Raw genomic sequence first — 20,907 nt, forward strand, 5'->3', positions numbered from 1 at the left:
ATCGCCGGACCGCGCTTGTCTGATCCGGAGTTACCGAAGGTCGAGTCCGAACCTCCCCGCAAAGGGGGGGCTACAGCAGGCGGTTGTCTGACAGGTCCATGGCCACGGCGTGGAGGCGTTCACGCGACAGATCGCCGATCAGCACGAAGGACTGGCCGCCGATCTCCCAGAAGGCCAGGGTCTCGCCGTCGCGCCGGACGACCACGGGCTGGACCACCCCGTCGCCCTCGGTCCGGGACGAGAACAGGGACAGTTCGCCGGCCGCGCCCGCATCGATCAGCAACTGGGCACTGGGCCCGTCATCGGACGGAAAGACCTGGACGTCGACCAGCCGCCAGTCAGGCGGCAGCACGGGCAGGCGGATCCGGATCGCGGTGCGGATGTCACCGGGGGCCATCCAGGGGGTGGCCGGCAGGGACGACATCGAGACGCGGACCAGACTGGCCTCATAGGACTGGACCGCGTCGTCGAGATAGGCGGGGTCGCCGCCGCGCAGCACGAACGGAGGAGTGCTTGTGAGGCCCAGAACCGCCGCGGTCGCCACAACGGCGGCGACGGCGGCGAACCGTCTCCATGGCACCTGCCGGGTCGCCAGTGGCTGTCGGACCAGTGCGGTCAGGGCGGGGGAGGGGACGGGGCGGCGACCGGCCAGCGCCAGACGCAGTGCCGTGCGGTCCCGAAGATCGCGCATGACGCGGGCGGCCTCAGCCGGTCGTTCGGCCAGCCAGGCCTCGATTTCCAGCCGGCGGTGATCGTCGATCTGGTCATCAACGAGGGCCAGCAGATCCTGTTCCTCAATGGGGCGGTCAGGCATCGCGATCACTCACCAGTCTGAGAGGAGATGTGGCCGGGAGGGCCGTGACCCGGCGCAGGGTCTCGCGGGCCCGGCTGAGGCGGGACATGACCGTACCGATCGGTATGCCCAGCATGGCGGCAGCCTCGACATAGGACACGCCCTCGACGACCACGAGATGGAGGACCGCGCGCTGGTCCTGTGGCAGGCGTTCAAAGGCGCGCAGCGTGGCCCGCAGATCGACCACATGGTCCTGATCGGGCTCGGCCCACGTGGAATGCTCGTCAATGTCCAGCGGCGTTGTCCGGCGTAACCGGTCGCGTCGCCAGCCGTCGATGAACAGATTGTGGGTGATGGTCAGCAGCCACGCGCGGTAGTCCCGGTCGGGCAGGAACCGGTCGCGTCGTTCAATGGCCCGCAGAACCGCATCCTGGACCAGATCGTCGGCAGCCACCGGGTCACGCGTCAGCGATCGCGCAAAGCGCAGCATCGCAGGCAGATGTTCGGCCAGTGAGGGGGTGGGCCCGGTGCTCATGCCTGATCCTACGACTGACCGAACAGGTTTATTCCATGCGGGTCGGAATAAGGATCGGGCACCGCGCGTAGGCCGGGCATGACCCACACGTCCCTTGCGATATCCGGGCGTCGCCCCGCGCCCCGGATGCCCCGCTTTTCCCGGCCCGGAAGCGCCTCATGCCGCTGACGATGGGCTGTGCCCCTGCGCATTTTGCCGCCCGCACCCATGCGCGCCCCGACTATTCCTTCGGCAGCCTTGGCGGACGGTTCGTGCTGATGGCCTTTCTGCCGGAGCCAGGCCCCGCCCGGGATGCGGCCGCGCTTGCCCTCGCCACCTGGCGTCACCTGTTCGACGATCTCACCTGGGTCGCCTTCGGAGTCATCCGCGACGCTGCGGACTTCGAGCGCCAGACTCCGATGTTGCCCGGTCTGCGTTACTTCCATGATCCGGACGGCGAGATCGCCCGTCATTTTGCCCTCGAGGCCGGCCCGGGGGCAACCATCCCGCAATGGGTGCTGCTGGATCCGGGCCTGAGGGTCCTGTCCAGCTGGCCGATCGACCAGGCGGACGCGGCGTTCGCGGTGGCCCGTCGTCACCACGATGTCGAGGCTCATGCCGGGGTTCCCCAGCACGCGCCGGTACTGATCGTGCCCCGCATCTTCGAGCCCGCGTTCTGCCGTGAACTGATCGAGGTGTATCAAAGGGACGGCGGCCGTGTTTCCGGCGTCATGAGGGACGTCGGGGGGCGTACCGTCGCCATTGTCGATAACTTCAAGAAACGGCGCGACGCCACGATCGACGACGAGAACCTTCGGGGCCGGATCCAGAGCAGAATCCGGGCGCGTCTGCTGCCGCAAATCGAAAAGACGTTCATGTTCAAGGCGACCCGGATGGAGCGCTACATCGTGGCCCGGTATGATGCGGCGGACGGAGGCTATTTCCGGCCACACCGGGACAACACCACCCTCGCGACCGCGCACCGGCAGTTCGCCTGTTCCATCAACCTGAACGCCGAGGAGTTCGAGGGCGGCGACCTCCGGTTTCCCGAGTTCGGCCGGCGCACCTACCGGCCGCCGACGGGCGGCGCAGTGATATTCTCGTGCGCCCTGCTGCATGAGGCGACCGCGGTTACCCGGGGAGAGCGCTTCGCCTTCCTGCCGTTCTTCTATGATGAGGCCGCAGCCGCGATCCGGCAGCAGACCCAGTCTTTTCTGGATCTGTCCCACACATCACGGGCCAACGACGCCGCCTGATCGCCGGATCAGGCGGCGCGGGTCTTGCGGCTGCGTCGCGACGGGGTTTCTGCGGCCGCCGCTGGCACCGGTGTCAGCGCAAGATTCATCGCCATGCGCAGGCGCTCGGGCTTGATCGGCTTCTCGACGACCGCCGCCATACCGATCGAAAGGTAGTGTTTGGCGTCGTCAGGGTCGGCATTGGCGGTCAGGGCCACGATGGGGATCGTGCCCACGCGCCCCGGCAGGGCACGGATTGCCTGGGTCGCCTGGACGCCGTCCATCCGCGGCATCTTGATGTCCATCAGGATCAGGTCGAACGGCCGGGCCTGGACGGCTTCCAGCGCCTCCAGGCCGTCCTCGGCGGTTTCGGAACTGCAGCCGAACATCTCGCACAGGGCCTGGGCGACCACGCGGTTGGTGGCGTTGTCGTCAACGATCAGGATGTGGGGATTGGACTGGAGATCGAGGTCGGCCAGGGCCGAGACGTTCGAGGCGGGTTGTGCCGGCACCTCGGACAGCGGGGCGGACACGTCGAACGCGAAGGTCGCGCCGCGACCCGCATTATTCTCGGCCCAGATCCGGCCGTCCATCCGGTCGACAATCTGGCGGCAGATGGACAGGCCGAGCCCGACGCCATCGGGGCCCGATCCGTGGACAAAGGGCTCAAAGATCGCATCCACCCGGTCGGCGTCGACGCCGGGCCCGTCGTCGCGAACGCGAGCCTCCATGTGGACAATGCCGTTGTCGGACCAGGCTTTCAGGCTGGCCTCGACCACGCCATTTCGCGCAAACTTCAGCGCATTGCCGATCAGATTGTTGAACACCTGCTTGATGCGAACGCAGTCCAGGTCGGCCGTCAGTTCGGTGTCGCCCTCATAGCTGACCATCAGCTGGACGAAGTCCTGGGACGCGCGCGGGGCCCACATGTCCTCGATATGATCCATCAGGGCGCGCAGCGGCGTGGGGGCGGGCGACAGTTCCAGCTCACCGGCCTCGGCGCGCGACAGATCCAGCGCGTCCTGGAGGATGCGCAGCAGGGTTTCCGACGATTCAACGATCGTCTGCACATGCATCTGGGCGGCTTCGTTCAACGGCTGGCGGCGCAGAAGCTCGGCGACAGCCAGCACACCGTTCATGGGGGTGCGCAGCTCATGGCTCATGATGGCCAGAAACTGGCTCTTGGCGCGGGCGGACGCGAGGGCCTGGGTCCGGCTGTCGCTCAGGGCCCGGGTCTGTTCCGCGAGTTCGGCGTTCTGGCTGCGCTGTTGGTTATTGACGGCCTGCAGCAGGGAGACGGCCGTACCCACGCCGCGATAGCGGCCGTTCCGGGTGACGACGAAACCCCGCATCATGGCCCCGGGGCCGCTGCGCACGAGGATGTCGCAGAAGGCGTCGATCTTCACCCCGGCCTCGACCACGGCCGGCTCGGGATCCATGACCATCGACACCGGCCGATGGGCATACAGGGCATGACCGAACGGGCCGGCGAACTTCAGCAGGAAGGCGTTGCGTTCGATCAGCCCCACGGGGCGATCGTTCTCGACAACCGGGATCACCAGGGTGTCGGGCTCGCGCTCAAAGCGAACGAAAATCTCGGCCGCCGTCGCAGACGGCAGGACCGGTTCGGCACGTTCCGTCAGGACCTCGATCGTCGGCATGCTGGCCGATACTCCGTGTTACTGTCCGACAATAGGTCGCAACCGTTTGCATAATCGTTAAGGTGGAACCTTTTGGGTTGACATTGCTTTTGCGCGCCAACGGCGGGTGGTATAGACTGGGCTATCCCCTCACTTCCGATCCCTGAAACCGATGCGCGCGGTCACCGGCCGACCGCAGGGCCGTCATGACCGAGTCTCAACATCCCCTCGACCACAGCGCCCTCGTCCTGTTCTCGGGCGGGCAGGACAGCGCAACCTGCCTCGCTTGGGCGTTGGACCGGTACACGCGGGTCGAGACCGTGGGCTTCGACTACGGCCAGCGCCACGCGGTCGAGATGGAGGCGAGGCTGCGGGTGCGGGACGGCATGGGCACCGTGCTGCCGACGCTGGCCCACCGGCTGGGTGCCGATCACGTGATCGACCTGACCGGCTTTGGGGCCATCGGCGAGACCGCCATGACCACCGATCGCGCCATCGAGGTCGGGGCCCGCGGTCTGCCCAGCACCTTCGTTCCCGGCCGGAACCTCATCTTCCTGACCACGGCGGCCGCCCTGGCCGACCGGCGCGGGCTGGATGTGCTGGTCGGCGGCATGTGCGAGACCGACTTCTCGGGCTATCCCGACTGTCGGCGCGACACGATCGACGCCATGGAGCGGGCCCTGGCCCTGGGTCTGGACCGGCCGTCGCCCATCGAGACCCCGCTGATGGCCCTGACCAAGGCGCAGACCTGGGCGCTCGTCCATGACCTGGGCGGCGACGCCCTTGTCGGGCTGATCGTGGAGGAGTCCCACACCTGCTACCGGGGGGACCGGTCGCACAGGCACGACTGGGGCTATGGCTGTGGCGACTGCCCGGCCTGCGAGTTGCGCGCCGCCGGCTGGCACAACTGGGTGGCTGGGCGGTGAGCTATGCGGTCAAGGAGGCCTTCCTGACGGTGCAGGGCGAGGGCGGTCAGGCGGGCCGCCCGGCCGTCTTCCTGCGGTTCGCCGGCTGCAACCTGTGGAGCGGGCGCGAGCAGGATCGGGCCACGGCCGTCTGCAGCTTCTGCGACACCGACTTCGTGGGCACGGATGGCGACGGGGGCGGGAAGTTCGCCGATGCGCAGGTGCTGGCGGAGCATATCGCCGTCCTGTGGATCGGCCGGCCGGGCGACCCGAAACTGGTGGTCTGCACGGGAGGCGAGCCCCTGCTGCAGCTGGACCCGCCCCTGATCGCCGCCCTCCACGACCACGGGTTCGACATCGCCGTCGAGACCAACGGCACCCTGCCGGTGCCGCAAGGCGTCGACTGGATCTGCGTCAGCCCCAAGGCCGCGGCCCCGGTGGTGCAGACGTCCGGCGCGGAACTGAAACTGGTCTATCCGCAGCCTCTGGCGATGCCGGACCGGTTCGAGGATCTGGATTTCGACCGGTTCTGGCTGCAGCCGATGGACGGGCCGGATCAGGCGGCCAATACCGCTGCGGCCCTGGACTACTGCCTGCGCCATCCGAAATGGCGGCTCAGCGTCCAGACCCACAAATACATCGGCGTCCGCTGATCAGATCTGAACGAGAGCTTGATTCACGCTTTCGGCGGACCCACGAAGTGGGTCCACCTCAAACGATCAAGCTCTAGCAGCGCTGGCCGTCGGCGCGGCGCTGTTCGCAACGCCGTTGCTCGCGCTCATAGTCGCGCTGTTCGCGTTCACGTTTGGCGCGGGTCTCCTCGTCCGAGGTGGTCACGGCGTCGAAGCCGGCTCCGACGACCGCCCCGGTCGCCCTGGCCGTGCCGCCGACGACCGCGCCGGCCGTCCCGACCACGGCACCCACCAGACAGCCCTGAAGCATCAACGCGCCCGCGAGGGCGACGGACAGGGCGGTGAGGCGGCGGGTGATCTGGATCATGGCGGCCATCTAGCCGCAACAGGGTGAACGGAAAATGACCCATTTGTAAGCGGCGCCCGGCCGGACCCGGGGCTACGGTCAGGTTTTCCCGGGGGGGGCAGGACATGTCGATCATTCGAACCATCGGCCTTGGGCTGGCGATCATCGTCGCAACGTTCGTCGTGCACGAGGCGGCTCACGGGCTCATGGCCCTGGGCCTCGGCTATGATGTCTTCATCCGGATCAACAGCGCGGGACTGGCCAGCGGCAGCTACAGCTCGGACCTCCACCGGGATCTGGTGGACGCCGCAGGGCCGGCCATGACCCTGCTGCAGGGCCTGTTCGGCCTGTCGCTGGTCACGCAGGGCGCGAGGACCGCGGGTTTCGCCACCGTGCTGGCGGCCTTCCTGATGCGGCTGCTGGCCGCCGGAATCACCGTCATGAACCCGAATGACGAGGGTCGGCTGGGTCTGTCGTGGGGCCTCGGCCCGTGGCCCGTCCATGCGGCCGTCGTGGGTGTCCTGCTGATCCTGACCGTTCTGGCGGTGCGCCGCGCGCGACCCTCCATCGGCACCGTCGTCACGTTGTTCCTGGTGATGCAGGTCGGGATCGCCGCCGTCGTCATGGGCGAGCGCTATCTGCCGACCCTGTATCTCTGACCCGACCGTGTCAGCCGGTCTGGGCGCGGTGCCTCAGGAAGGCGTCGGCCAGGACGCAGGCGGCCATGGCCTCGACCACCGGCACGCCCCGCAGGGCCACGCAGGGGTCGTGACGCCCGGTGGTCCGCAGATCGGTCTCGGTACCGTCACGCGTGACCGTCCGCCGCGGCGTCAGGATGGACGAGGTCGGCTTGAAGGCGATCCGCGCCGTCAGGGGCTGGCCCGTCGAGATGCCGCCCAGCACGCCGCCCGCATGGTTGGACTGGAACGCGATCTCGCCGTCCGGCCCCAGCCGCATCTCGTCGGCATTGTCCTCGCCCGACAGCTCGGCCGAGGCGAAGCCCGCCCCGATCTCCACGCCCTTGACCGCATTGATCGACATCATGGCGGCGGCCAGTTCGGCGTCCAGCTTGCCGTACAGGGGAGCCCCCCAGCCGGCGGGCACGCCCGTGACCTCCAGCGCCACGACCGCCCCGATCGACGAGCCCGCCTTGCGCACCCCGTCCAGATACGCCTCCCACGCCGGCACGACCGTCGCCGAGGCGGCGAACAGGGGGTTGTCGTACACCGCTTCGAAATCAACAGCTTCGGCCGGGATCCTGTGCGGACCCAGCTGCACCACCCCGGCACGGATGACGATGCCGGGCCCCAGCAGCTTGCGCGCTACCGCCCCGGCGGCGACGCGGCTGGCGGTCTCGCGCGCCGAGGACCGGCCACCGCCCCGGTGGTCCCGGACCCCGTATTTGACCTGATAGGTCATGTCGGCATGGCCCGGCCTGTAGGCCCGGGCGATGTCGCCGTAGTCTTTCGACCGGGCGTCCTCATTGTCGATGTGGATGGCGATCGGCGCGCCGGTGGTGACGAGGCCCGCGCCATCGTCGAAGACGCCGGACAGGATGTGGGCAGTGTCGCTCTCGCGCCGCTGGGTCACGAAACGGCTGCCGCCCGGCTTCCTGCGGTCCAGCCACGGCTGCAGGTCAGCCTCGGTCAGGGGGATCAGCGGCGGGCAGCCGTCGACGACACAGCCGATGGCCGGGCCGTGGCTCTCCCCCCAGGTGGTGACGCGAAACAGATGGCCGAAGGTGTTGTGGGACATGTCAGTGGTGTAGTGCGGCGGCGCGGTCGAAGCGAATGGCCGCTTCATTCAGGCGACGGTCGCGGGTCCAGAGTTTGAGGCCGGGGGACAGGACGACGGCGGTCAGCAGATGGGCATCGACCCAACTCAGGCCCGACCCGTACAACTTGCCCTGTTCGACCATCTGCATCACCTCGTCGTCACTGACTGCAGCCACCAGATGCAGGGCTCGCAGATACTCCACGGCCTCGGGCCGGCGATAGAGGTTCCCCATACAGAGCTCACCCAGCACATAGGGGTGCATGCGCACCCGCTCATGGGCCAGCATCTGTCGCATCAGGGGATCCGGGGCGCGGAAATGGTCGGCCCAGATCGAGGTGTCCGCCAGCAGGACGATCAATCTTCCTCGACGCTCCAGTGCCGCTTGCGCGGAGCCGGTTCAAAATCCGGCATGGTGCCCCCCAGGGCCGCGAGCCGTCTCGAGGCTTCGCCGGAGACATAGTCCTTCAGTGCGAACCTGATGATGGCCGAAGGCTCTTCCAGCCCGCTGTAGCGCGCTGCTGCGGCCAGAAGCTCGTCGTCGATCGTGATGGTTGTGCGCATCGTCAAGGCCTGCATCAACTGACGTACCAATGATGCACCTTTTGATGCGCTCACGCAACTCAGGCGGCCATTCGTCCCGGTGTCCAGACGCGGGTGAAGCGGGCCAGCAGGTCCTCGGCGGCCGAGGGCGCGTCCTTCGACGGCTTCAGGGCCACAAACAGATGGCCCTGCGGCCGGGCCCCCCGCGCGGGCAGGCCGAGGTCGCGCAGGCGCAGCCGCACGGGGGTGTGCAGACCGGGGGTCACCCAGGCCGAACGCACCCCGGCATGGGTGTCGATCTCCACCCGCCCGCCGTCGCACAGCAGGCGCATGGACACGCCCCAGTCCATGAACAGGTCATCGCCGAACGCCGACAGGCCGTCCGTCGGCCGGATCAGGACCGGCAGATACAGGTCTCCACCCTCCGGGCCCGCGCCACGCAGGCGCAGATGCTCGCCCGTCCGCATCCCGGCCGGAGCGACGATGCGCAGGGTGCGGCCGCCAATCCGGACCTCGACCCGCCCGCCCACGATGGCCTGCTGTGGCGTCAGCCCCACCACCGGCAGCGTCGCCGAAGGTTGCACAGGGGCGGCGAGGGCGGCCGGCCGCTCCCCCGTGGACTGGATCAGGCGGTAGGCGGCGATGACCCGTCGAAACCGTTCGGCGTCACCCCCGGGAGTGTCCGGCCGGGCCGTCTTGACCGCCAGACGGAAGGCCCGGGTGACGGCCTCCTGATCCGTCGGCCCATGCAGGCCGAGGACGGCAAAGGCTTCGCTCAGGGTCGGGCCGGGTGGGGTCATGCGGCGAATAAGCCGGCTTCATGGTCAAGGACCGGTTAACCGTGCGGTGCGCTGCGACGCTTGCTATAGCGACCGCATGACTCACGACGCCATTCCCCCCAGCCCGACCCGCGAGGAGTACGCCCGCGACTATGCCGCCGCGCTCGCTGCCAACGGGGACGAGACGATCTTCCAGCGGGCCGAGCCGGTCGGGCTGTTCATCGACTGGCTGACGGATGCCCGGGCGCATGAGCCCAACGACGCCAATGCCATGGCCCTGTCGACGGTGGATGCGGACGGCGCGCCGGACAGCCGGATGGTCCTGCTGAAGGACGTCGATGCCGACGGCTTCACCTTCTATTCCAACCGCGAGAGCACGAAGGGCCTGCAGCTGGCCGCGCACCCGGCGGCGGCCCTGCTGTTTCACTGGAAGACCCTGCGCCGTCAGGTCCGCATTCGTGGCACAGTCCAGCCGGTCAGCGACGCCGAGGCCGACGCCTATTTCGCCAGCCGGGCGCGCGAAAGCCGCATCGGGGCCTGGGCCTCTGACCAGTCACGCCCTCTGGACAGCCGCGCAGCGCTCGAGGCGGCTGTGGCGCGGGAGACTGCGCGCTTCGAGGGTGGGGAGGTCGACCGGCCCGCACGCTGGAGCGGCTGGCGGGTGACGCCGTCCGTCGTGGAATTCTGGCGCGACCGCCCGTTCCGTCTGCACGACCGCCTGCGGTTCACCCGCGACGGCGACGGCTGGACGCGAACCCGCCTCCAGCCCTGACCGGTCAGGTGCCGTAGCGGGCCATGAAGGTCTCGACCACCTCGGCGACGATGCACTCCGTGGTCCGCTGGGTCTGAACCTCGTCGCCGGTCACCAGCGGCATGAAGAAGACCGGGTGTTCGATCATGCCCATCAGCTGACCGGCGGCCCAGGCGGCCTTGGGGAAGCTCAGCTCCCCGCGCTCGGCCAGAACGGTCAGGGCGCGCATGAGCGGGGCCCCGAAGTCGCTGCGGCCACGCTCGAAAAATCCCTGGGCGACGTCCCGGAAGCGCGGACGCTCGGCCATGACGAGCCGGAAGACAGAGCGCACGAAGCGGTCTCCCATGAAGTTGGCATAGGCCGTCGCAAAGGCGGTCACCTGCTCGCGGGCCGTGCCGCCAGCCATTCCGACCGTCCGCATCTGGGCCTGGAAGTCATCCGCAGCATCGGCGATGACGGCACTGAACAGATGCGCCTTTGACGGGAAATAGCCGTAGAGCGTCGCCGTGGACACGGAGGCCGCGCGGGCAATCGGCTCAATCCGCGTCGCGGCATAGCCTTCCGACATGAAATAGCGGCGCGCCTCCCGAACGATGCTTCTCTGTCGGGGGTCTTCGGACTTTGCGGCCGGTTCGGGGGTGCCCTCGGGCACCGGTACGGTGGGAGAAGTCATAAGATTCCCTCGTTACCCGATATAGCCAAGCCGTGGAAACCCCGACAACCACGGTTACGAATACCGCTAATGCAAGCTGGCCAGCAGGGGATGGGCCAGAAGGGGGGCGGCAAGCCGGACGATCGCTTCCGGATCGTCCAGCCGCACGGCCGCCGTGGCGTCGGCCACGATGAAATCGGCCCGGGTCCTCGAGGGCTCAGTCAGCCGCTCGTGCCCGGGGCGCACGGTCTTCAGATACTGGTCGATCACCGAGATCGCCGTGCGCCCCCGCTCGCTCTGGTCGCGCAACAGGCGGCGGATAAAGCGGATGTCGGCCGGGGTGTCGACGAAAACCCGGATGTCGAACAGGTCAGCCACAGCCGGGGTGCACAGGACGTGGGTGCCCTCCACGATCACCACGGGAGCCGCCGGGATTTCCTCGCCTTCGGGCTCGCGGCCGTGGTGGATGAAGGAATAGACCGGGGCCGTGACCGGCTTTCCCGCCTTCAGTCGCTTGAGGTCGGCCAGCAGCAGCTCATGGTCGCGCGCCGCCACATCGTCGAAATCGAACGTGGCCGCGTCGAAGCCGGGCAGGGAGGCGGCATCGCGATAATAGGAATCCTCGCGCATCAGCACCGCCGTTCCGGGCGGCAGGACGGCGGCGACAGTCTCCGCAAGGGTCGACTTCCCCGAGCCGGAGCCGCCGGTGATCGCAATCAGTATGGGCATGCCGGGGCTTTAGCCCCGGACCGCGCCGCTGGGAACCGCCGCCGGCTCAGCGGAAGAAGCAGGTCAGGCCCGCATACAGCGACTCGACCGCGCCTGCGGCACCGTCTGCGGTCAGGAATCCGCCCATGTCCCCGGCCGAGAACTCGATCCCCAGGGTCGAGTTGGGCGTCAGGGTGACCGTCCGGGCCGAGTCGAGCGTCGCGCGCGTCGTGCCCACACCGACACCGTCCACGGTCGTCAGGCCGGGCGCGTCGAGGAACCAGCCGGCGAATTTCTCATCCTGGAACAGGAGCTGAAGCCCGTCCGGATAGCGGGCGAACTGGGTTGGTCCGGCACCGCATTCCGCATTGGTGCCCTGCTCCGGGGCCATGCCTCTCGTGGTGGCGGTGACGGCCGCGATGACGGTCGCCTGGGGCGTGCCGAAGGGCAGCGCCCGGGCGGCCCCGGTGGCGTCAAAAATCCGCAGACCCTCGCCCTCGATGGCCAGACCGCCCTCGGCCTGAACCGGGGCGGCGGGCTCGACCGCCGCCGCCGGTGCCGCCTCTGTCGCGGCCGCCTCGACAACCGCCGGATCGGGGGTCCGGTCACAGGCTGCCATCAGGGCAACGGCGCTCAGGGCCAGTGTGGTTCGGGCGATGAGGTGCATGTCCGGCCGTCCTGTGGTTGTGGTCAAGGGGCGTCACCAGAGGCCAGAACCCCGCACGGTGCAAGAGGCCTGTCTCACGGTCCCGGGTGCTCCGGGCTGACCCTGCGTCACGTTGCTTATCGTCGCACACCTCGGCTAGCTTGCGATCAAGCCGCGCAGAGAGCCGCGGCAAATGAGGGAATGCGATGCTGGGTTTGATGCAGGACTGGCCCCTGACGGTCGACCGGATTCTGGACCATTCGAAGAACTGGCACGCCCACCGCGAGGTCGTGACCCGGTCCGTCGAGGGCCCCATTGTCCGCACCACCTATGGCGACATCCACAGCCGCGCCAAACGGGTGTCCAATGTGCTCAAGGCCTGGGACGTCAAGGTCGGCGACCGCGTCGCCACCCTGGCCTGGAACACCGGCCGTCACATCGAGGCCTGGTACGGCATCATGGGCATCGGCGCGGTCTGCCACACCCTGAACCCGCGCCTGTTCCCCGAGCAGCTGGTCTACATCATCAACCACGCCGAAGACCGGATCATCTTCGTCGACCTGACTTTCGTGCCTCTGCTTGAGGCCATCCTGCCGCACTGCCCGACGGTCGAGCGGGTCGTGGTCATGACCGACGAATGGCATATGCCGGCGACCAAGCTGCCGAAGGCGGAATGCTATGAACCCCTGATCGCCCAGGCCTCGGAGGACTGCGTCTGGGGCGGGTTCGACGAAAAGACGGCGTGCGGCCTGTGCTACACCTCGGGCACGACCGGGAACCCCAAGGGGGTCCTGTATTCGCACCGGTCCAACTTCATCCACACCCTGCTGGGCATGCAGGCGACCGTGCTGGGCCCCTCGCCCAAGGAAGTCATCCTGCCGGTGGTGCCGATGTTCCACGCCAACGCCTGGGGCATCGCCTTCGCCGGCCCGGCCTCGGGGGCCAAGCTGGTCATGCCGGGTGCCCGCATGGACGGGGCCGCCATCTATGAGCTGATCGAGAGCGAGGGCGTGACCTTCTCCGCCGCCGTCCCCACGGTGTGGCAGCTGCTGCTGACCCATCTGCGCGAGAACAACCTCAAGATCCCGACCGTCAAGCGGGTGCTGATCGGGGGTTCGGCCGTGCCCGAAAGCCTGATCCGGGCCTTCCACGACGAACAGGGGATCGAGGTCCTGCAGGGCTGGGGCATGACCGAGACCTCGCCCATCGGCACCCTCTCCACCCTGACGCCCGAGCTGCTGCAACTGCCTTACGACGAGCAGATGAAGTGGCGGATCAAACAGGGTGTGCCGCCCCTGGGCGTCGAGCTGAAGCTCAAGAACTACGCCGGCCAGGAGATGCCGCACGACGGCACCACCTACGGCCGCCTGATGGTGCGCGGCCCGACCATCGCCGGGGCCTATTTCAAGGACGAGGGCGGCGACATCCTCGACCACGAGGGCTTCTTCGACACCGGCGACGTCTCGACCATCGACACCCACGGCTTCATGCAGATCACCGACAGGGCCAAGGATGTGATCAAGTCGGGCGGCGAGTGGATCAGCTCGATCGAGATCGAGAACATCGCCGTGGGCCACCCGAAGGCCGAACTGGCCGCCGTCATCGGCGCGGCCCATCCGAAATGGGACGAACGGCCGGTCCTGATCGTCAAGCTCAAGCCCGGCGAAAGCCAGGACAAGCAGGAGCATCTGGACTTCCTGGTCGGCAAGATCGCCAAATGGTGGATGCCCGACGATGTTGTCTTCGTGGACGACATCCCGCTGGGGGCCACGGGCAAGATCGACAAGAAGACCCTGCGCGACCAGCTCAAGGACTATCGCCTGCCCACCGCCGCCGCGCCCGAAAAGGCCTGATCCATGGCCATGGGACCGCGATCGCGCCGCAAGACCGGGATGCGGCGGGTCGCGGTGTCCGTCGCCCTGGTGGTCGCGGCCCCCCTGATCACCTTCGTGGCGGTTTTGCTGGTCCGGAACGGACTGGTGTCGCTCGGCTTCGGACTGGACGTGCTGACGCTGCAGGTTGCCCAGGTGATGGCCTTCGCCGCCCTCGGCTTCGCGGCCATCTCGATGGTGAGGTCCCTGTCCGATTTCCGCCGGCTGGGCCTGATCAGTATCGCCGTTCTGGTCGTGACCGCCGGCATCGTCGGGGCCTTCCGCTGGCAGGCGTCAGTCATCGGCGTCCGGGGTCCGCTGGACGTCTCCACTGATCTGGCTGAGCCACCGGCGGTTCCGGGTGCCGCGGGAGCGCCCGTCACCTGTACGGGGGCTGCTGCCGTCCCTTCGCAGGTAGCGGCCGAACAGGCCACCGCGGCGCTTCACGCGGCCGGGTTCGCCATCACCGAGTTGCAGCTGTTCCGCTCACGCGGTGTCCGCGACGGCTTCTGGTTCGGCCTCGGGCATGAGGCCGTGATCCGCATCCGGCCCGGTCGCACCGACGTCCGCGTCGTGGCCCGCTACGACCGTGCCGACGGCGGCGAGACCTGCCGCCTCGCCAACCGGATCCTCGCCGGCCTTCAGCCCGCGCCGTAAAGGCTGTCCATCGCCGCCGGCCCGCCACCCTCCACCGCGACCCGGCCCTCGTTCACCAGCTTGATCAGATGGGCCAGCACCGACAGGCTGGCGGCCGGCCACAGCCCAGGATCGACGGCCGCATACAGCTCCGGCACCATCGACCCGATCGTCCGCTCGCCGGTCACCACCCGCGCCAGCACCTGCGCCTCCCGCTCCAGCCGGTGCGCGTGCAGGGCCCGCAGGAACGGTTCCGGCTCTGTCACCGGGGCCCCGTGGGTCGGCCACAGGGTGGCGAAGCCGCCCGCGATCACGGCGTCCAGACTGCGCATATAGTCGGCCATATCCCCGTCCGGCGGGGCCACGACACTGGTGGCCCAGCCCATCACATGGTCACCGCTGAACAGGGCGTTCTCCTCCGCCAGCGCGAAGGACATGTGGTTCGAGGCATGTCCGGGCGTCGCCATCGCCGTCAGGGTCCAGCCGTCGCCCGCGATCCGCTCCCCGCCACTCAGGATCAAGTCGGGCGCAAAGGCCTCGGCCTCATCCTCGTCCAGCCGGCCCGAGGCATGGGTCTCATGCGCCGGCGGCCGCATGGCCAGGATCGGCGGGTTGCCGACCGCTGCCGCGAACGGGCGGGCGAGGGGGGCATGGTCGCGGTGGGTATGGGTCACCAGCACATGGCTGACCCGCCGGCCCTCCACCGCCGCCAGCAGGGCCTTCAGATGCGCCTCATCCAGCGGGCCGGGATCGATCACCGCGACCTCGGCCCCGGGATCCGGCCGCCCGACGATATAGGTCCCCGTCCCGGTGAAGGTGAACGGCCCGGGATTCTCGCAGATCACCCGCTGGATCAGGGGCGAGACCGGATCGCGCCGCCCCCAGGCAAAGTCGAACTCACGCACGAAGGGGATCATCACCGTTTCGCCTCGCTCCGGGCCGCGCGGCCCGGTCCTTGCCTTAACGAAAGGTAAATCCGTTCCGGAGCGTTCATTATGGCCCGCGCCATCGTCTTCACTGTCTCAAATCGGCTGCAGCCCATCGCCGCCGCCATCCTGTGTCTCATGGCGGCGCAACTGGTGCTGGCCTCGTGCGGCGACCCTGAACCGATTCCCTACATGGCCCGGACCACGGTCGTCCGTTAAAGCGGCACCCGGCTCAGGTCATAGCCGGCCCCGGCCGCCCCCGCCCGCAGGGCCTCCGGCTCCGCCCGCCCCAGAGCCCGCATCGCCAGCGCCCAGGCCACCGTCGAGCGCGTGCCCGAGCGGCAATACATCAGGACCGGCTCATTGGCCTCCAGCGCCGTGGCCACGGCGTGGATCGCCGCGTCGCCGGGCATGCCTGAGACGGGCGCGTGGACGTAATCCATGCCCGCCGCCCGAACCGCCTGCTCCATCTCCGCCGAGCTTGGCTGACCCGGATCCTCGCCGTCCGGCCGGTTGTTGACCACCCGGCGCACCCCCATGGCCGCGATCTCCGCCACATCCTCCAGCGCGAATTGCGGCGCGACCCGGACGAGGTCGGACAGGGGGCGGGGGCTGAGCATGGAGCTTTCCTTTCAGGTCTGCGACCTCGGGGTGACCCCGGGGCGTTCTTAACGTGTCCTGAATGCGACAGTGGTGAGGCAACTTCATTACCGGCAGGTAATTGCTGTGGCGCCGCAAAGCTTGCGGGTCCTTACTGCCGTTCAGTCAGAGGCTCCGCGCCGTCTGGCAGGGGGGCGTGGCGGAGGGCTGCGCCAGTATCAGGAGTTCAAATCTTGAAGATCCAATCCATCCGGCAGCGTATGCTCGCCACCACCATGATGGGCGGCGTCGCCCTGGCGGGCCTCGTAGCCCTGCCTGTGGTTGCAGTTGTGGCTGCTCCAACCGCCGCCGTCGCCCAGGATCTCTCGACGGGAGCCCTGTCGGGTTCCGTCACAGACCAGGCCGGTGCACCGATCGCCGGCGCGACCATCGAACTGCGATCGAACGAACAGGGCTTCGCACGCACGACCACGACGGATTCGACGGGTTCGTTCCGATCGGCCCTGCTGCCCCTGGGCACCTACACCGTCACCATCACGGCACCGAACTACGATCCGGTCTCGCAGACTGCGGCCGTGCGCCTGGGCGGCACGTCCAGCTATGACTTCGCCATGGCTCCCGCCGCCGGCACAAACGTTGACGATATCGTCGTGACCGGTGCACGCCAGTCGCTGGACTTCTCCGACACCACCACCGGCCTGTCGGTCGACCTGGTCGAGCTGGTCTCGCAAGTGCCGATCGGCCGCAGCCTGACCTCGGTCATCCTGCTGGCTCCGTCGACCGTTCAGGGCGACAGCGCCTTCGGCGACAACCCCTCCATCGGAGGGTCGTCGGTCGCCGAGAACGCCTACTACGTCAACGGCCTGAACATCACGAACTTCGACAACTACATCGGTGCCTCGCAGGTGCCGTTCGACTTCTATCGCTCGGTTCAGGTCATGACCGGCGGCTACCAGGCCGAGTACGGCCGGGCGACAGGCGGCATCGTCAACGCCGTCACCAAGTCGGGTACGAATGATTTCACGTTCGGCCTTCACACCAACTGGGCGCCGAAAAGCTTGCGCGAACAGGCTCCGGACACCTTCTCTGCCCGCAACGAACTGTCGGAGTCGGAATCTTCGCAGACCGCCATCGAAGTCGGCGGTCCGATCATCCGCGACCGCCTGTTCGCCTACGGTCTGGTCGAGTTCCGTGACAGTGAACAGGTCACCTACGGCAAAAACTCGCGCCAGCAGACCACCACGACGAGCGATGATCCGTTCTACGGCCTGAAGATTGATGGCTACATCACCGACGATCATCGTCTGGAGTTCACCTACTTCGACACGACGCGTGAGTCGAAAAACGATATACGCTCGTACGACCCGCTGACGGACGCGGTCGGCGGTGCCCTGCCCGGCACCGTCAACTACGCCGGCGGCGAGAACTGGGTGGCTCGCTACACCGGGTCCATCACGGACTGGTTCACGATCTCTGCGGCCTATGGCGAAAACAACGACCGTGCCATCGCGACCCCGCAAGACATCACGTCCGTGCTCGCCAACGATGCCCGCGACGGCACCTCCAACCGCGTCTCGCAACAAACCTCCGGTTCGTTTACGCCGATCCGCAACACGCAACGGATATTCTATCGGGCCGACGCAGACCTGTATTTCTCGCTGTTTGGTGACCACCACGTCCGCTTCGGCTACGACAAGGAAGAGCTGAGCCTTGAGCGCCAAACCTTCCGGACCGGTGGCTACAACCTGACGTACCGCGTCGCCACGGCCGGCACGATCCAGGCCCAGGGGGGCAACCTGGCACCGGGCCAGGAGTTCGTTGAAACCAACGTGTTCCGCTCGGGCGGTACGTTCAACGGCTTGAATGAAGCCTACTACATCCAGGACTCGTGGGACGTCACCGAGCAACTGACCGTGAATCTGGGTCTGCGTCTCGACAAGTTCGCGATCACGGGTGCCGATGCGGCGAACATCGTCGAACTGGACGAGGAAATCGGGCCGCGTATCGGCTTCACCTACGACCTGTTCGATGACGGCAGCTCGCAGGTCTATGGTTCGTACGGCCGCTACTACCTGCCGGTCGCTGCCAACACCGGCTTCCGCATGGCCGGTTCGGAACTGTACTATCGCGAGTACTTCCTCCTGGGCGGTTACACCCCGAATCCGGCCGACCGCGAAAGCGTCCCGGCCTATGGCCCCGACGGCCGTCCGCTGGCCCTGGGTGCCCAGATCGTTAACTGGAACGCGGCCAACGCCTGCCCCGGTGCCGCCCTCGGTACGGCCGGCGTTCGTGGCTGTACCGTGACTGGCGATGGAACGGTCAACCCGGTCGATTCGCTGATCGCCGGCAACCTTGAGTTGACGATGGAGGACGAGTTCCTGATCGGCTACAAGTACAAGAACGACCTGTGGACCTTCGGCGCGGCCTTTACCTATCGCGACCTGCTGCGTAATGCCGAGGACGTGGCGATTGATGCCGCCGTGCTGGCCTACTGTGACGAAGAGGGTATCGCAGGCTGCGATGACATCTGGACCGGCTTCCACCAGTACGTGATCATCAACCCGGGCGCTGCCTCGACCCTCACCCTGTCGGATCCGATCGCCGGTGAGACCACCCTGCGGACGATCAACCTGACGTCCCAGCAGCTGGGCTATCCGGACGCCAAGCGCACCTACAAAGCGCTTGAGCTGACGGCCGAACGCGCCTTCGACGGCGTGTGGAGCCTGAACGCGTCGTATGTGATCTCGGAAAGCTCCGGCAATACCGAGGGCTACGTCAAGTCCGACGTGGGCCAGACGGACGCCGGCATCACCCAGGACTTCGACCAGCCGGGTCTGACCGATGGGTCTGACGGCCTGCTGCCGAACCACCGCGGTCACGTGTTCAAGCTGTTCGGTGCCTATCAGCTGACGAAGGACCTGCTGGTCGGGGCCAATGTCGTGGTCTCCTCGCCGCGCGCCTTCGGTTGCCTGGGCTTCCACCCGACCGACCCGTTCGCCGGTGCCTACGGGGCAGCGTCCTACTTCTGCGACGGCAAAGCGACGCCGCGTGGTACGCAGCTGCAAAGCGACTGGACCCAGCAGATCGACCTCTCGGTCCGCTACACCCTGCCGATCCAGGTGCCGGGCGACCTCGTCTTCCGCGCCGACGTCTTCAACGTCTTCGATCTGGAAAGTGTGACCGACGTTTATGAGTTCGGTGAAGTGAGCGGCATTGGGGATCTTGATCCGAACTATGGCGCTCCGATCGGCTACCAGGCGCCGCGCTACGTGCGTCTCGGCTTCGACTGGACCTTCTAAACACGGGCCTGATCGATAACGGACTGGGCGGCGGATCCTCGGATCCGCCGCCCTTTTCGTTTTTTTGCGCACTATTGGGCCAGCTTGCGACCGGACGCCCTGACTGTTAGCCGCATACGATGACTGCTCAGGTTTCTCGCCCTGCCGACGCGCGAATCCAGCGGGCGCTGGCCGCCTTCAAGGCGCGTGACCGGGACGGAGCGGCGGCGATCCTCGCCGACCTGGTGGCTGACAATCCGCCTCTGGGCCCGACCTGGGGTCCAGTATCGCGCCTCGCCCTGACGCTGGGAGAGACCTCTCTGGCTCTGACGGCAGCGGAACGTCACGCTGGCCTGGACAGGCTGGATCTCGCCGCACGCCTCAACCACGGTCAGATGCTGGCGCAGAACGGGCGGGCGACCGAGGCGGTCCGGGTCGCCGAAGCCCTGGTCACCGATCATCCAAACGCGGCGGCCTTTCATTTTTTGGGAAGCTGCAAGGCTGCCTTTGGCGGCGGCATGGACGCCGTGCCGGATTTTCGCCGCGCCATCGCGGTGTCTCCCGATCCCTTCGCCGTCGCGCCGAGCTGGCTGGCGATCGCGGAAGCTAGGACATTCGCGGACCAGGACGAGGACCTGACGGCGATGGAGTCGCTCCGCGCGCGCTGGCCGCAGGGCCATGGCCATCCTGAAGCGCGCGCGTCGCTGCTGTACGCGCTCGGCAAGGCCTATGACGATCTTGATCGTCACGACATGGCTTTTGCCGCCTATTCGGAGGGAGCCCGCCTGGTCGCGGGCGTTCGCCCGACCCGGCAAGCGGGGGCTGACAGTTTTGTCGAAACGGTTATCTCGGGTTTCACAGAGGCCATGCTGGCGCGCCTTCCGAAGAGCAACGTCACCAGCCGGCGGCCCATTTTTGTCCTGGGCTTGCCCCGGTCAGGGACGACCCTTGTGGAGCAGATTCTGGTCTCCCATAGCCAGGTCACTGACGGTGCGGAGATCAATCTGTTCCGGGCCGCCGCGATGCCGATCGGGGGGCTCGACCCGGAGGCCGTCGCCGCATTTGCGGCTGCACGGCCGGACGGCCTTGATGCGATAGGCCTCAGCTATCTTCGCATGCTCGAAGACCGGTTCGGTCCGGACGGTCATGTGGTCGACAAGACCTTGAACCACAGTCGCTTCCTCGGTCTCATCCACAGGGTTTTGCCGGAAGCGCGGTTTATCTGGCTGAGGCGAGAGCCCGGAGCCGTGGCATGGTCCAGCTTCCGGACCTGGTTCGCCCAGGACATGAACTGGACCTGGTCGCTGGACGCCATCGGGCGTCATGTCCGCAGCGAGGATCGATTGCATGACCATTGGACGCGGGTCATGGGAGACGCCATCCTGACCGTGCCTTACGAGGGCCTGGTGAGTGATCCCCAGCCGTGGATCGCACGCATCCTCAACCACGTCGGCCTGCCCTTCGAACCTGGGGTCGAAGCCTTCCACAAGACGGACCGGGCGGTCGCAACCGCCAGCTTTGCTCAGATCCGTCGCCCCATTTACACCTCGTCCGTGGCGTCGTGGCGGCCTTATGAAGCGGCGATGAGGCCCTTTTTTCAGGCCTATGGCGGTGGCTGACCAAAGTACGATGCCAGCACGGTGCTTTGGATGTCGGGTCGGAACGCCGTTCCCAAACCC

The 20,907-nt window shown here is 67.5% G+C and carries 23 protein-coding genes; 10 read left to right on the top strand and 13 right to left on the bottom strand.

Annotated features, from left to right (window positions below; all coding sequences use genetic code 11):
- Nucleotides 1-70: 70 nt before the first annotated feature.
- Together SJY26_RS09365 and SJY26_RS09370 are read right to left on the bottom strand one after the other, a co-directional pair.
- Nucleotides 71-814, bottom strand: coding sequence for an anti-sigma factor family protein (locus SJY26_RS09365; protein WP_396592789.1), 744 nt, complete (start codon nucleotides 812-814; stop codon nucleotides 71-73).
- Nucleotides 807-1,328 (bottom strand): sigma-70 family RNA polymerase sigma factor, encoded by a 522-nt coding sequence (locus SJY26_RS09370; protein ID WP_396592790.1) that lies wholly within the window; start codon nucleotides 1,326-1,328, stop codon nucleotides 807-809. Before SJY26_RS09370 ends, SJY26_RS09365 begins: the two co-directional genes overlap by 8 nt.
- Nucleotides 1,329-1,486: 158 nt before the next feature.
- On the opposite strand from SJY26_RS09370, the gene SJY26_RS09375 reads away from it, so the two are divergent.
- Nucleotides 1,487-2,563 carry a 2OG-Fe(II) oxygenase gene (locus SJY26_RS09375; protein ID WP_396592791.1) on the top strand — a complete coding sequence of 359 codons (1,077 nt, stop codon included), beginning with the start codon at nucleotides 1,487-1,489 and terminating at the stop codon, nucleotides 2,561-2,563.
- An 8-nt stretch (nucleotides 2,564-2,571) separates the two neighbouring features.
- Here SJY26_RS09375 and SJY26_RS09380 read toward each other — a convergent pair whose 3' ends face one another.
- Nucleotides 2,572-4,203, bottom strand: a complete 1,632-nt coding sequence (locus SJY26_RS09380; protein WP_396592792.1) for a response regulator — start codon at nucleotides 4,201-4,203, stop codon at nucleotides 2,572-2,574.
- 185 nt (nucleotides 4,204-4,388) lie between these two features.
- Between SJY26_RS09380 and queC the strand changes: the two genes are divergently transcribed.
- On the top strand, nucleotides 4,389-5,108 hold the full coding sequence (gene queC / locus SJY26_RS09385; protein ID WP_396592793.1) for a 7-cyano-7-deazaguanine synthase QueC: 720 nt from the start codon (nucleotides 4,389-4,391) through the stop codon (nucleotides 5,106-5,108).
- The gene (gene queE, locus SJY26_RS09390) at nucleotides 5,105-5,740 is read left to right on the top strand and encodes a 7-carboxy-7-deazaguanine synthase (protein ID WP_396592794.1); all 636 of its coding nucleotides are present in this window, start codon (nucleotides 5,105-5,107) and stop codon (nucleotides 5,738-5,740) included. Before queC ends, queE begins: the two co-directional genes overlap by 4 nt.
- Nucleotides 5,741-5,813: 73 nt before the next feature.
- On the opposite strand, the gene SJY26_RS09395 is transcribed toward queE, so the two are convergent.
- Entirely contained in the window at nucleotides 5,814-6,086 is a 273-nt protein-coding gene (locus tag SJY26_RS09395) for a hypothetical protein (protein WP_396592795.1), read from the bottom strand.
- A 104-nt stretch (nucleotides 6,087-6,190) separates the two neighbouring features.
- Here SJY26_RS09395 and SJY26_RS09400 point away from each other — a divergent pair, with 104 nt between their 5' ends.
- Nucleotides 6,191-6,724: a hypothetical protein gene (locus tag SJY26_RS09400; RefSeq protein WP_396592796.1), complete on the top strand. Its 534-nt coding sequence runs from the start codon at nucleotides 6,191-6,193 to the stop codon at nucleotides 6,722-6,724.
- A gap of 10 nt (nucleotides 6,725-6,734) precedes the next feature.
- Here the strand turns inward: SJY26_RS09400 and aroC are convergent, their stop codons facing one another.
- Genes aroC through SJY26_RS09420 form a run of 4 tightly spaced genes read right to left on the bottom strand, consistent with a single transcriptional unit; the run spans nucleotide 6,735 to nucleotide 9,181 of the window.
- The gene (gene aroC / locus SJY26_RS09405) at nucleotides 6,735-7,820 is read right to left on the bottom strand and encodes a chorismate synthase (RefSeq protein ID WP_396592797.1); all 1,086 of its coding nucleotides are present in this window, start codon (nucleotides 7,818-7,820) and stop codon (nucleotides 6,735-6,737) included.
- A gap of 1 nt (nucleotide 7,821) precedes the next feature.
- A complete protein-coding gene (locus SJY26_RS09410; RefSeq protein WP_396592798.1) occupies nucleotides 7,822-8,199 on the bottom strand; it encodes a type II toxin-antitoxin system VapC family toxin in 378 nt (125 codons plus the stop codon).
- The gene (locus SJY26_RS09415) at nucleotides 8,196-8,402 is read right to left on the bottom strand and encodes a type II toxin-antitoxin system VapB family antitoxin (RefSeq protein ID WP_396592799.1); all 207 of its coding nucleotides are present in this window, start codon (nucleotides 8,400-8,402) and stop codon (nucleotides 8,196-8,198) included. The genes SJY26_RS09410 and SJY26_RS09415 overlap by 4 nt, the downstream gene beginning before the upstream one ends.
- A gap of 59 nt (nucleotides 8,403-8,461) precedes the next feature.
- Entirely contained in the window at nucleotides 8,462-9,181 is a 720-nt protein-coding gene (locus SJY26_RS09420) for a DnaJ C-terminal domain-containing protein (RefSeq protein ID WP_396592800.1), read from the bottom strand.
- Nucleotides 9,182-9,257: 76 nt separating this feature from the next.
- Here SJY26_RS09420 and pdxH point away from each other — a divergent pair, with 76 nt between their 5' ends.
- A complete protein-coding gene (gene pdxH, locus SJY26_RS09425) occupies nucleotides 9,258-9,932 on the top strand; it encodes a pyridoxamine 5'-phosphate oxidase (protein WP_396592801.1) in 675 nt (224 codons plus the stop codon).
- A gap of 4 nt (nucleotides 9,933-9,936) precedes the next feature.
- On the opposite strand, the gene SJY26_RS09430 is transcribed toward pdxH, so the two are convergent.
- The 3 genes from SJY26_RS09430 to SJY26_RS09440 all read right to left on the bottom strand — a co-directional run bounded on the left by SJY26_RS09430 (nucleotide 9,937) and on the right by SJY26_RS09440 (nucleotide 11,938).
- Entirely contained in the window at nucleotides 9,937-10,584 is a 648-nt protein-coding gene (locus SJY26_RS09430; protein ID WP_396592802.1) for a TetR/AcrR family transcriptional regulator C-terminal domain-containing protein, read from the bottom strand.
- Between the two features lie 66 nt (nucleotides 10,585-10,650).
- Nucleotides 10,651-11,292, bottom strand: coding sequence for a uridine kinase (gene udk / locus SJY26_RS09435; protein WP_396592803.1), 642 nt, complete (start codon nucleotides 11,290-11,292; stop codon nucleotides 10,651-10,653).
- Between the two features lie 46 nt (nucleotides 11,293-11,338).
- Nucleotides 11,339-11,938 (bottom strand): hypothetical protein, encoded by a 600-nt coding sequence (locus SJY26_RS09440; protein ID WP_396592804.1) that lies wholly within the window; start codon nucleotides 11,936-11,938, stop codon nucleotides 11,339-11,341.
- A 185-nt stretch (nucleotides 11,939-12,123) separates the two neighbouring features.
- On the opposite strand from SJY26_RS09440, the gene SJY26_RS09445 reads away from it, so the two are divergent.
- Nucleotides 12,124-13,770, top strand: a complete 1,647-nt coding sequence (locus tag SJY26_RS09445; protein ID WP_396592805.1) for a long-chain-fatty-acid--CoA ligase — start codon at nucleotides 12,124-12,126, stop codon at nucleotides 13,768-13,770.
- A 3-nt stretch (nucleotides 13,771-13,773) separates the two neighbouring features.
- Nucleotides 13,774-14,445 (top strand): hypothetical protein, encoded by a 672-nt coding sequence (locus tag SJY26_RS09450; RefSeq protein ID WP_396592806.1) that lies wholly within the window; start codon nucleotides 13,774-13,776, stop codon nucleotides 14,443-14,445.
- Here SJY26_RS09450 and SJY26_RS09455 read toward each other — a convergent pair.
- Nucleotides 14,430-15,341: an MBL fold metallo-hydrolase gene (locus SJY26_RS09455; RefSeq protein WP_396592807.1), complete on the bottom strand. Its 912-nt coding sequence runs from the start codon at nucleotides 15,339-15,341 to the stop codon at nucleotides 14,430-14,432. The two genes, SJY26_RS09450 and SJY26_RS09455, sit on opposite strands and share 16 nt — an antisense overlap.
- Nucleotides 15,342-15,419: 78 nt before the next feature.
- On the opposite strand from SJY26_RS09455, the gene SJY26_RS09460 reads away from it, so the two are divergent.
- Nucleotides 15,420-15,569 (top strand): hypothetical protein, encoded by a 150-nt coding sequence (locus SJY26_RS09460; protein ID WP_396592808.1) that lies wholly within the window; start codon nucleotides 15,420-15,422, stop codon nucleotides 15,567-15,569.
- Here SJY26_RS09460 and SJY26_RS09465 read toward each other — a convergent pair.
- Nucleotides 15,566-15,970 carry a TIGR01244 family sulfur transferase gene (locus SJY26_RS09465; RefSeq protein WP_396592809.1) on the bottom strand — a complete coding sequence of 135 codons (405 nt, stop codon included), beginning with the start codon at nucleotides 15,968-15,970 and terminating at the stop codon, nucleotides 15,566-15,568. The genes SJY26_RS09460 and SJY26_RS09465 overlap by 4 nt on opposite strands.
- Before the next feature lie 213 nt (nucleotides 15,971-16,183).
- Here SJY26_RS09465 and SJY26_RS09470 point away from each other — a divergent pair, with 213 nt between their 5' ends.
- A complete protein-coding gene (locus SJY26_RS09470; RefSeq protein WP_396592810.1) occupies nucleotides 16,184-19,249 on the top strand; it encodes a TonB-dependent receptor domain-containing protein in 3,066 nt (1,021 codons plus the stop codon).
- A gap of 374 nt (nucleotides 19,250-19,623) precedes the next feature.
- Complete coding sequence (locus SJY26_RS09475; RefSeq protein WP_396592811.1) at nucleotides 19,624-20,847, top strand: tetratricopeptide repeat-containing sulfotransferase family protein; 1,224 nt, start codon at nucleotides 19,624-19,626, stop codon at nucleotides 20,845-20,847.
- Nucleotides 20,848-20,907: the final 60 nt, after the last annotated feature.

Source organism: Brevundimonas sp. R86498 (genome assembly GCF_044598075.1).
Lineage (GTDB): Bacteria > Pseudomonadota > Alphaproteobacteria > Caulobacterales > Caulobacteraceae > Brevundimonas.

Coding starts and splice junctions, on each gene's coding strand:
- pdxH (WP_396592801.1), top strand. CDS start 9,258: ATGACTCACGACGCCATTCCCCCCAGCCCGACCCGCGAGGAGTACGCC.
- aroC (WP_396592797.1), bottom strand. CDS start 7,820: ATGTCCCACAACACCTTCGGCCATCTGTTTCGCGTCACCACCTGGGGG.
- udk (WP_396592803.1), bottom strand. CDS start 11,292: ATGCCCATACTGATTGCGATCACCGGCGGCTCCGGCTCGGGGAAGTCG.
- SJY26_RS09400 (WP_396592796.1), top strand. CDS start 6,191: ATGTCGATCATTCGAACCATCGGCCTTGGGCTGGCGATCATCGTCGCA.
- SJY26_RS09445 (WP_396592805.1), top strand. CDS start 12,124: ATGCTGGGTTTGATGCAGGACTGGCCCCTGACGGTCGACCGGATTCTG.
- SJY26_RS09395 (WP_396592795.1), bottom strand. CDS start 6,086: ATGATCCAGATCACCCGCCGCCTCACCGCCCTGTCCGTCGCCCTCGCG.
- SJY26_RS09460 (WP_396592808.1), top strand. CDS start 15,420: ATGGCCCGCGCCATCGTCTTCACTGTCTCAAATCGGCTGCAGCCCATC.
- SJY26_RS09465 (WP_396592809.1), bottom strand. CDS start 15,970: ATGCTCAGCCCCCGCCCCCTGTCCGACCTCGTCCGGGTCGCGCCGCAA.
- SJY26_RS09370 (WP_396592790.1), bottom strand. CDS start 1,328: ATGAGCACCGGGCCCACCCCCTCACTGGCCGAACATCTGCCTGCGATG.
- queC (WP_396592793.1), top strand. CDS start 4,389: ATGACCGAGTCTCAACATCCCCTCGACCACAGCGCCCTCGTCCTGTTC.
- SJY26_RS09455 (WP_396592807.1), bottom strand. CDS start 15,341: ATGATCCCCTTCGTGCGTGAGTTCGACTTTGCCTGGGGGCGGCGCGAT.
- SJY26_RS09375 (WP_396592791.1), top strand. CDS start 1,487: ATGCCGCTGACGATGGGCTGTGCCCCTGCGCATTTTGCCGCCCGCACC.
- SJY26_RS09380 (WP_396592792.1), bottom strand. CDS start 4,203: ATGCCGACGATCGAGGTCCTGACGGAACGTGCCGAACCGGTCCTGCCG.
- SJY26_RS09440 (WP_396592804.1), bottom strand. CDS start 11,938: ATGCACCTCATCGCCCGAACCACACTGGCCCTGAGCGCCGTTGCCCTG.
- SJY26_RS09420 (WP_396592800.1), bottom strand. CDS start 9,181: ATGACCCCACCCGGCCCGACCCTGAGCGAAGCCTTTGCCGTCCTCGGC.
- SJY26_RS09450 (WP_396592806.1), top strand. CDS start 13,774: ATGGCCATGGGACCGCGATCGCGCCGCAAGACCGGGATGCGGCGGGTC.
- SJY26_RS09415 (WP_396592799.1), bottom strand. CDS start 8,402: ATGCGCACAACCATCACGATCGACGACGAGCTTCTGGCCGCAGCAGCG.
- SJY26_RS09430 (WP_396592802.1), bottom strand. CDS start 10,584: ATGACTTCTCCCACCGTACCGGTGCCCGAGGGCACCCCCGAACCGGCC.
- SJY26_RS09475 (WP_396592811.1), top strand. CDS start 19,624: ATGCTGGCGCAGAACGGGCGGGCGACCGAGGCGGTCCGGGTCGCCGAA.
- SJY26_RS09365 (WP_396592789.1), bottom strand. CDS start 814: ATGCCTGACCGCCCCATTGAGGAACAGGATCTGCTGGCCCTCGTTGAT.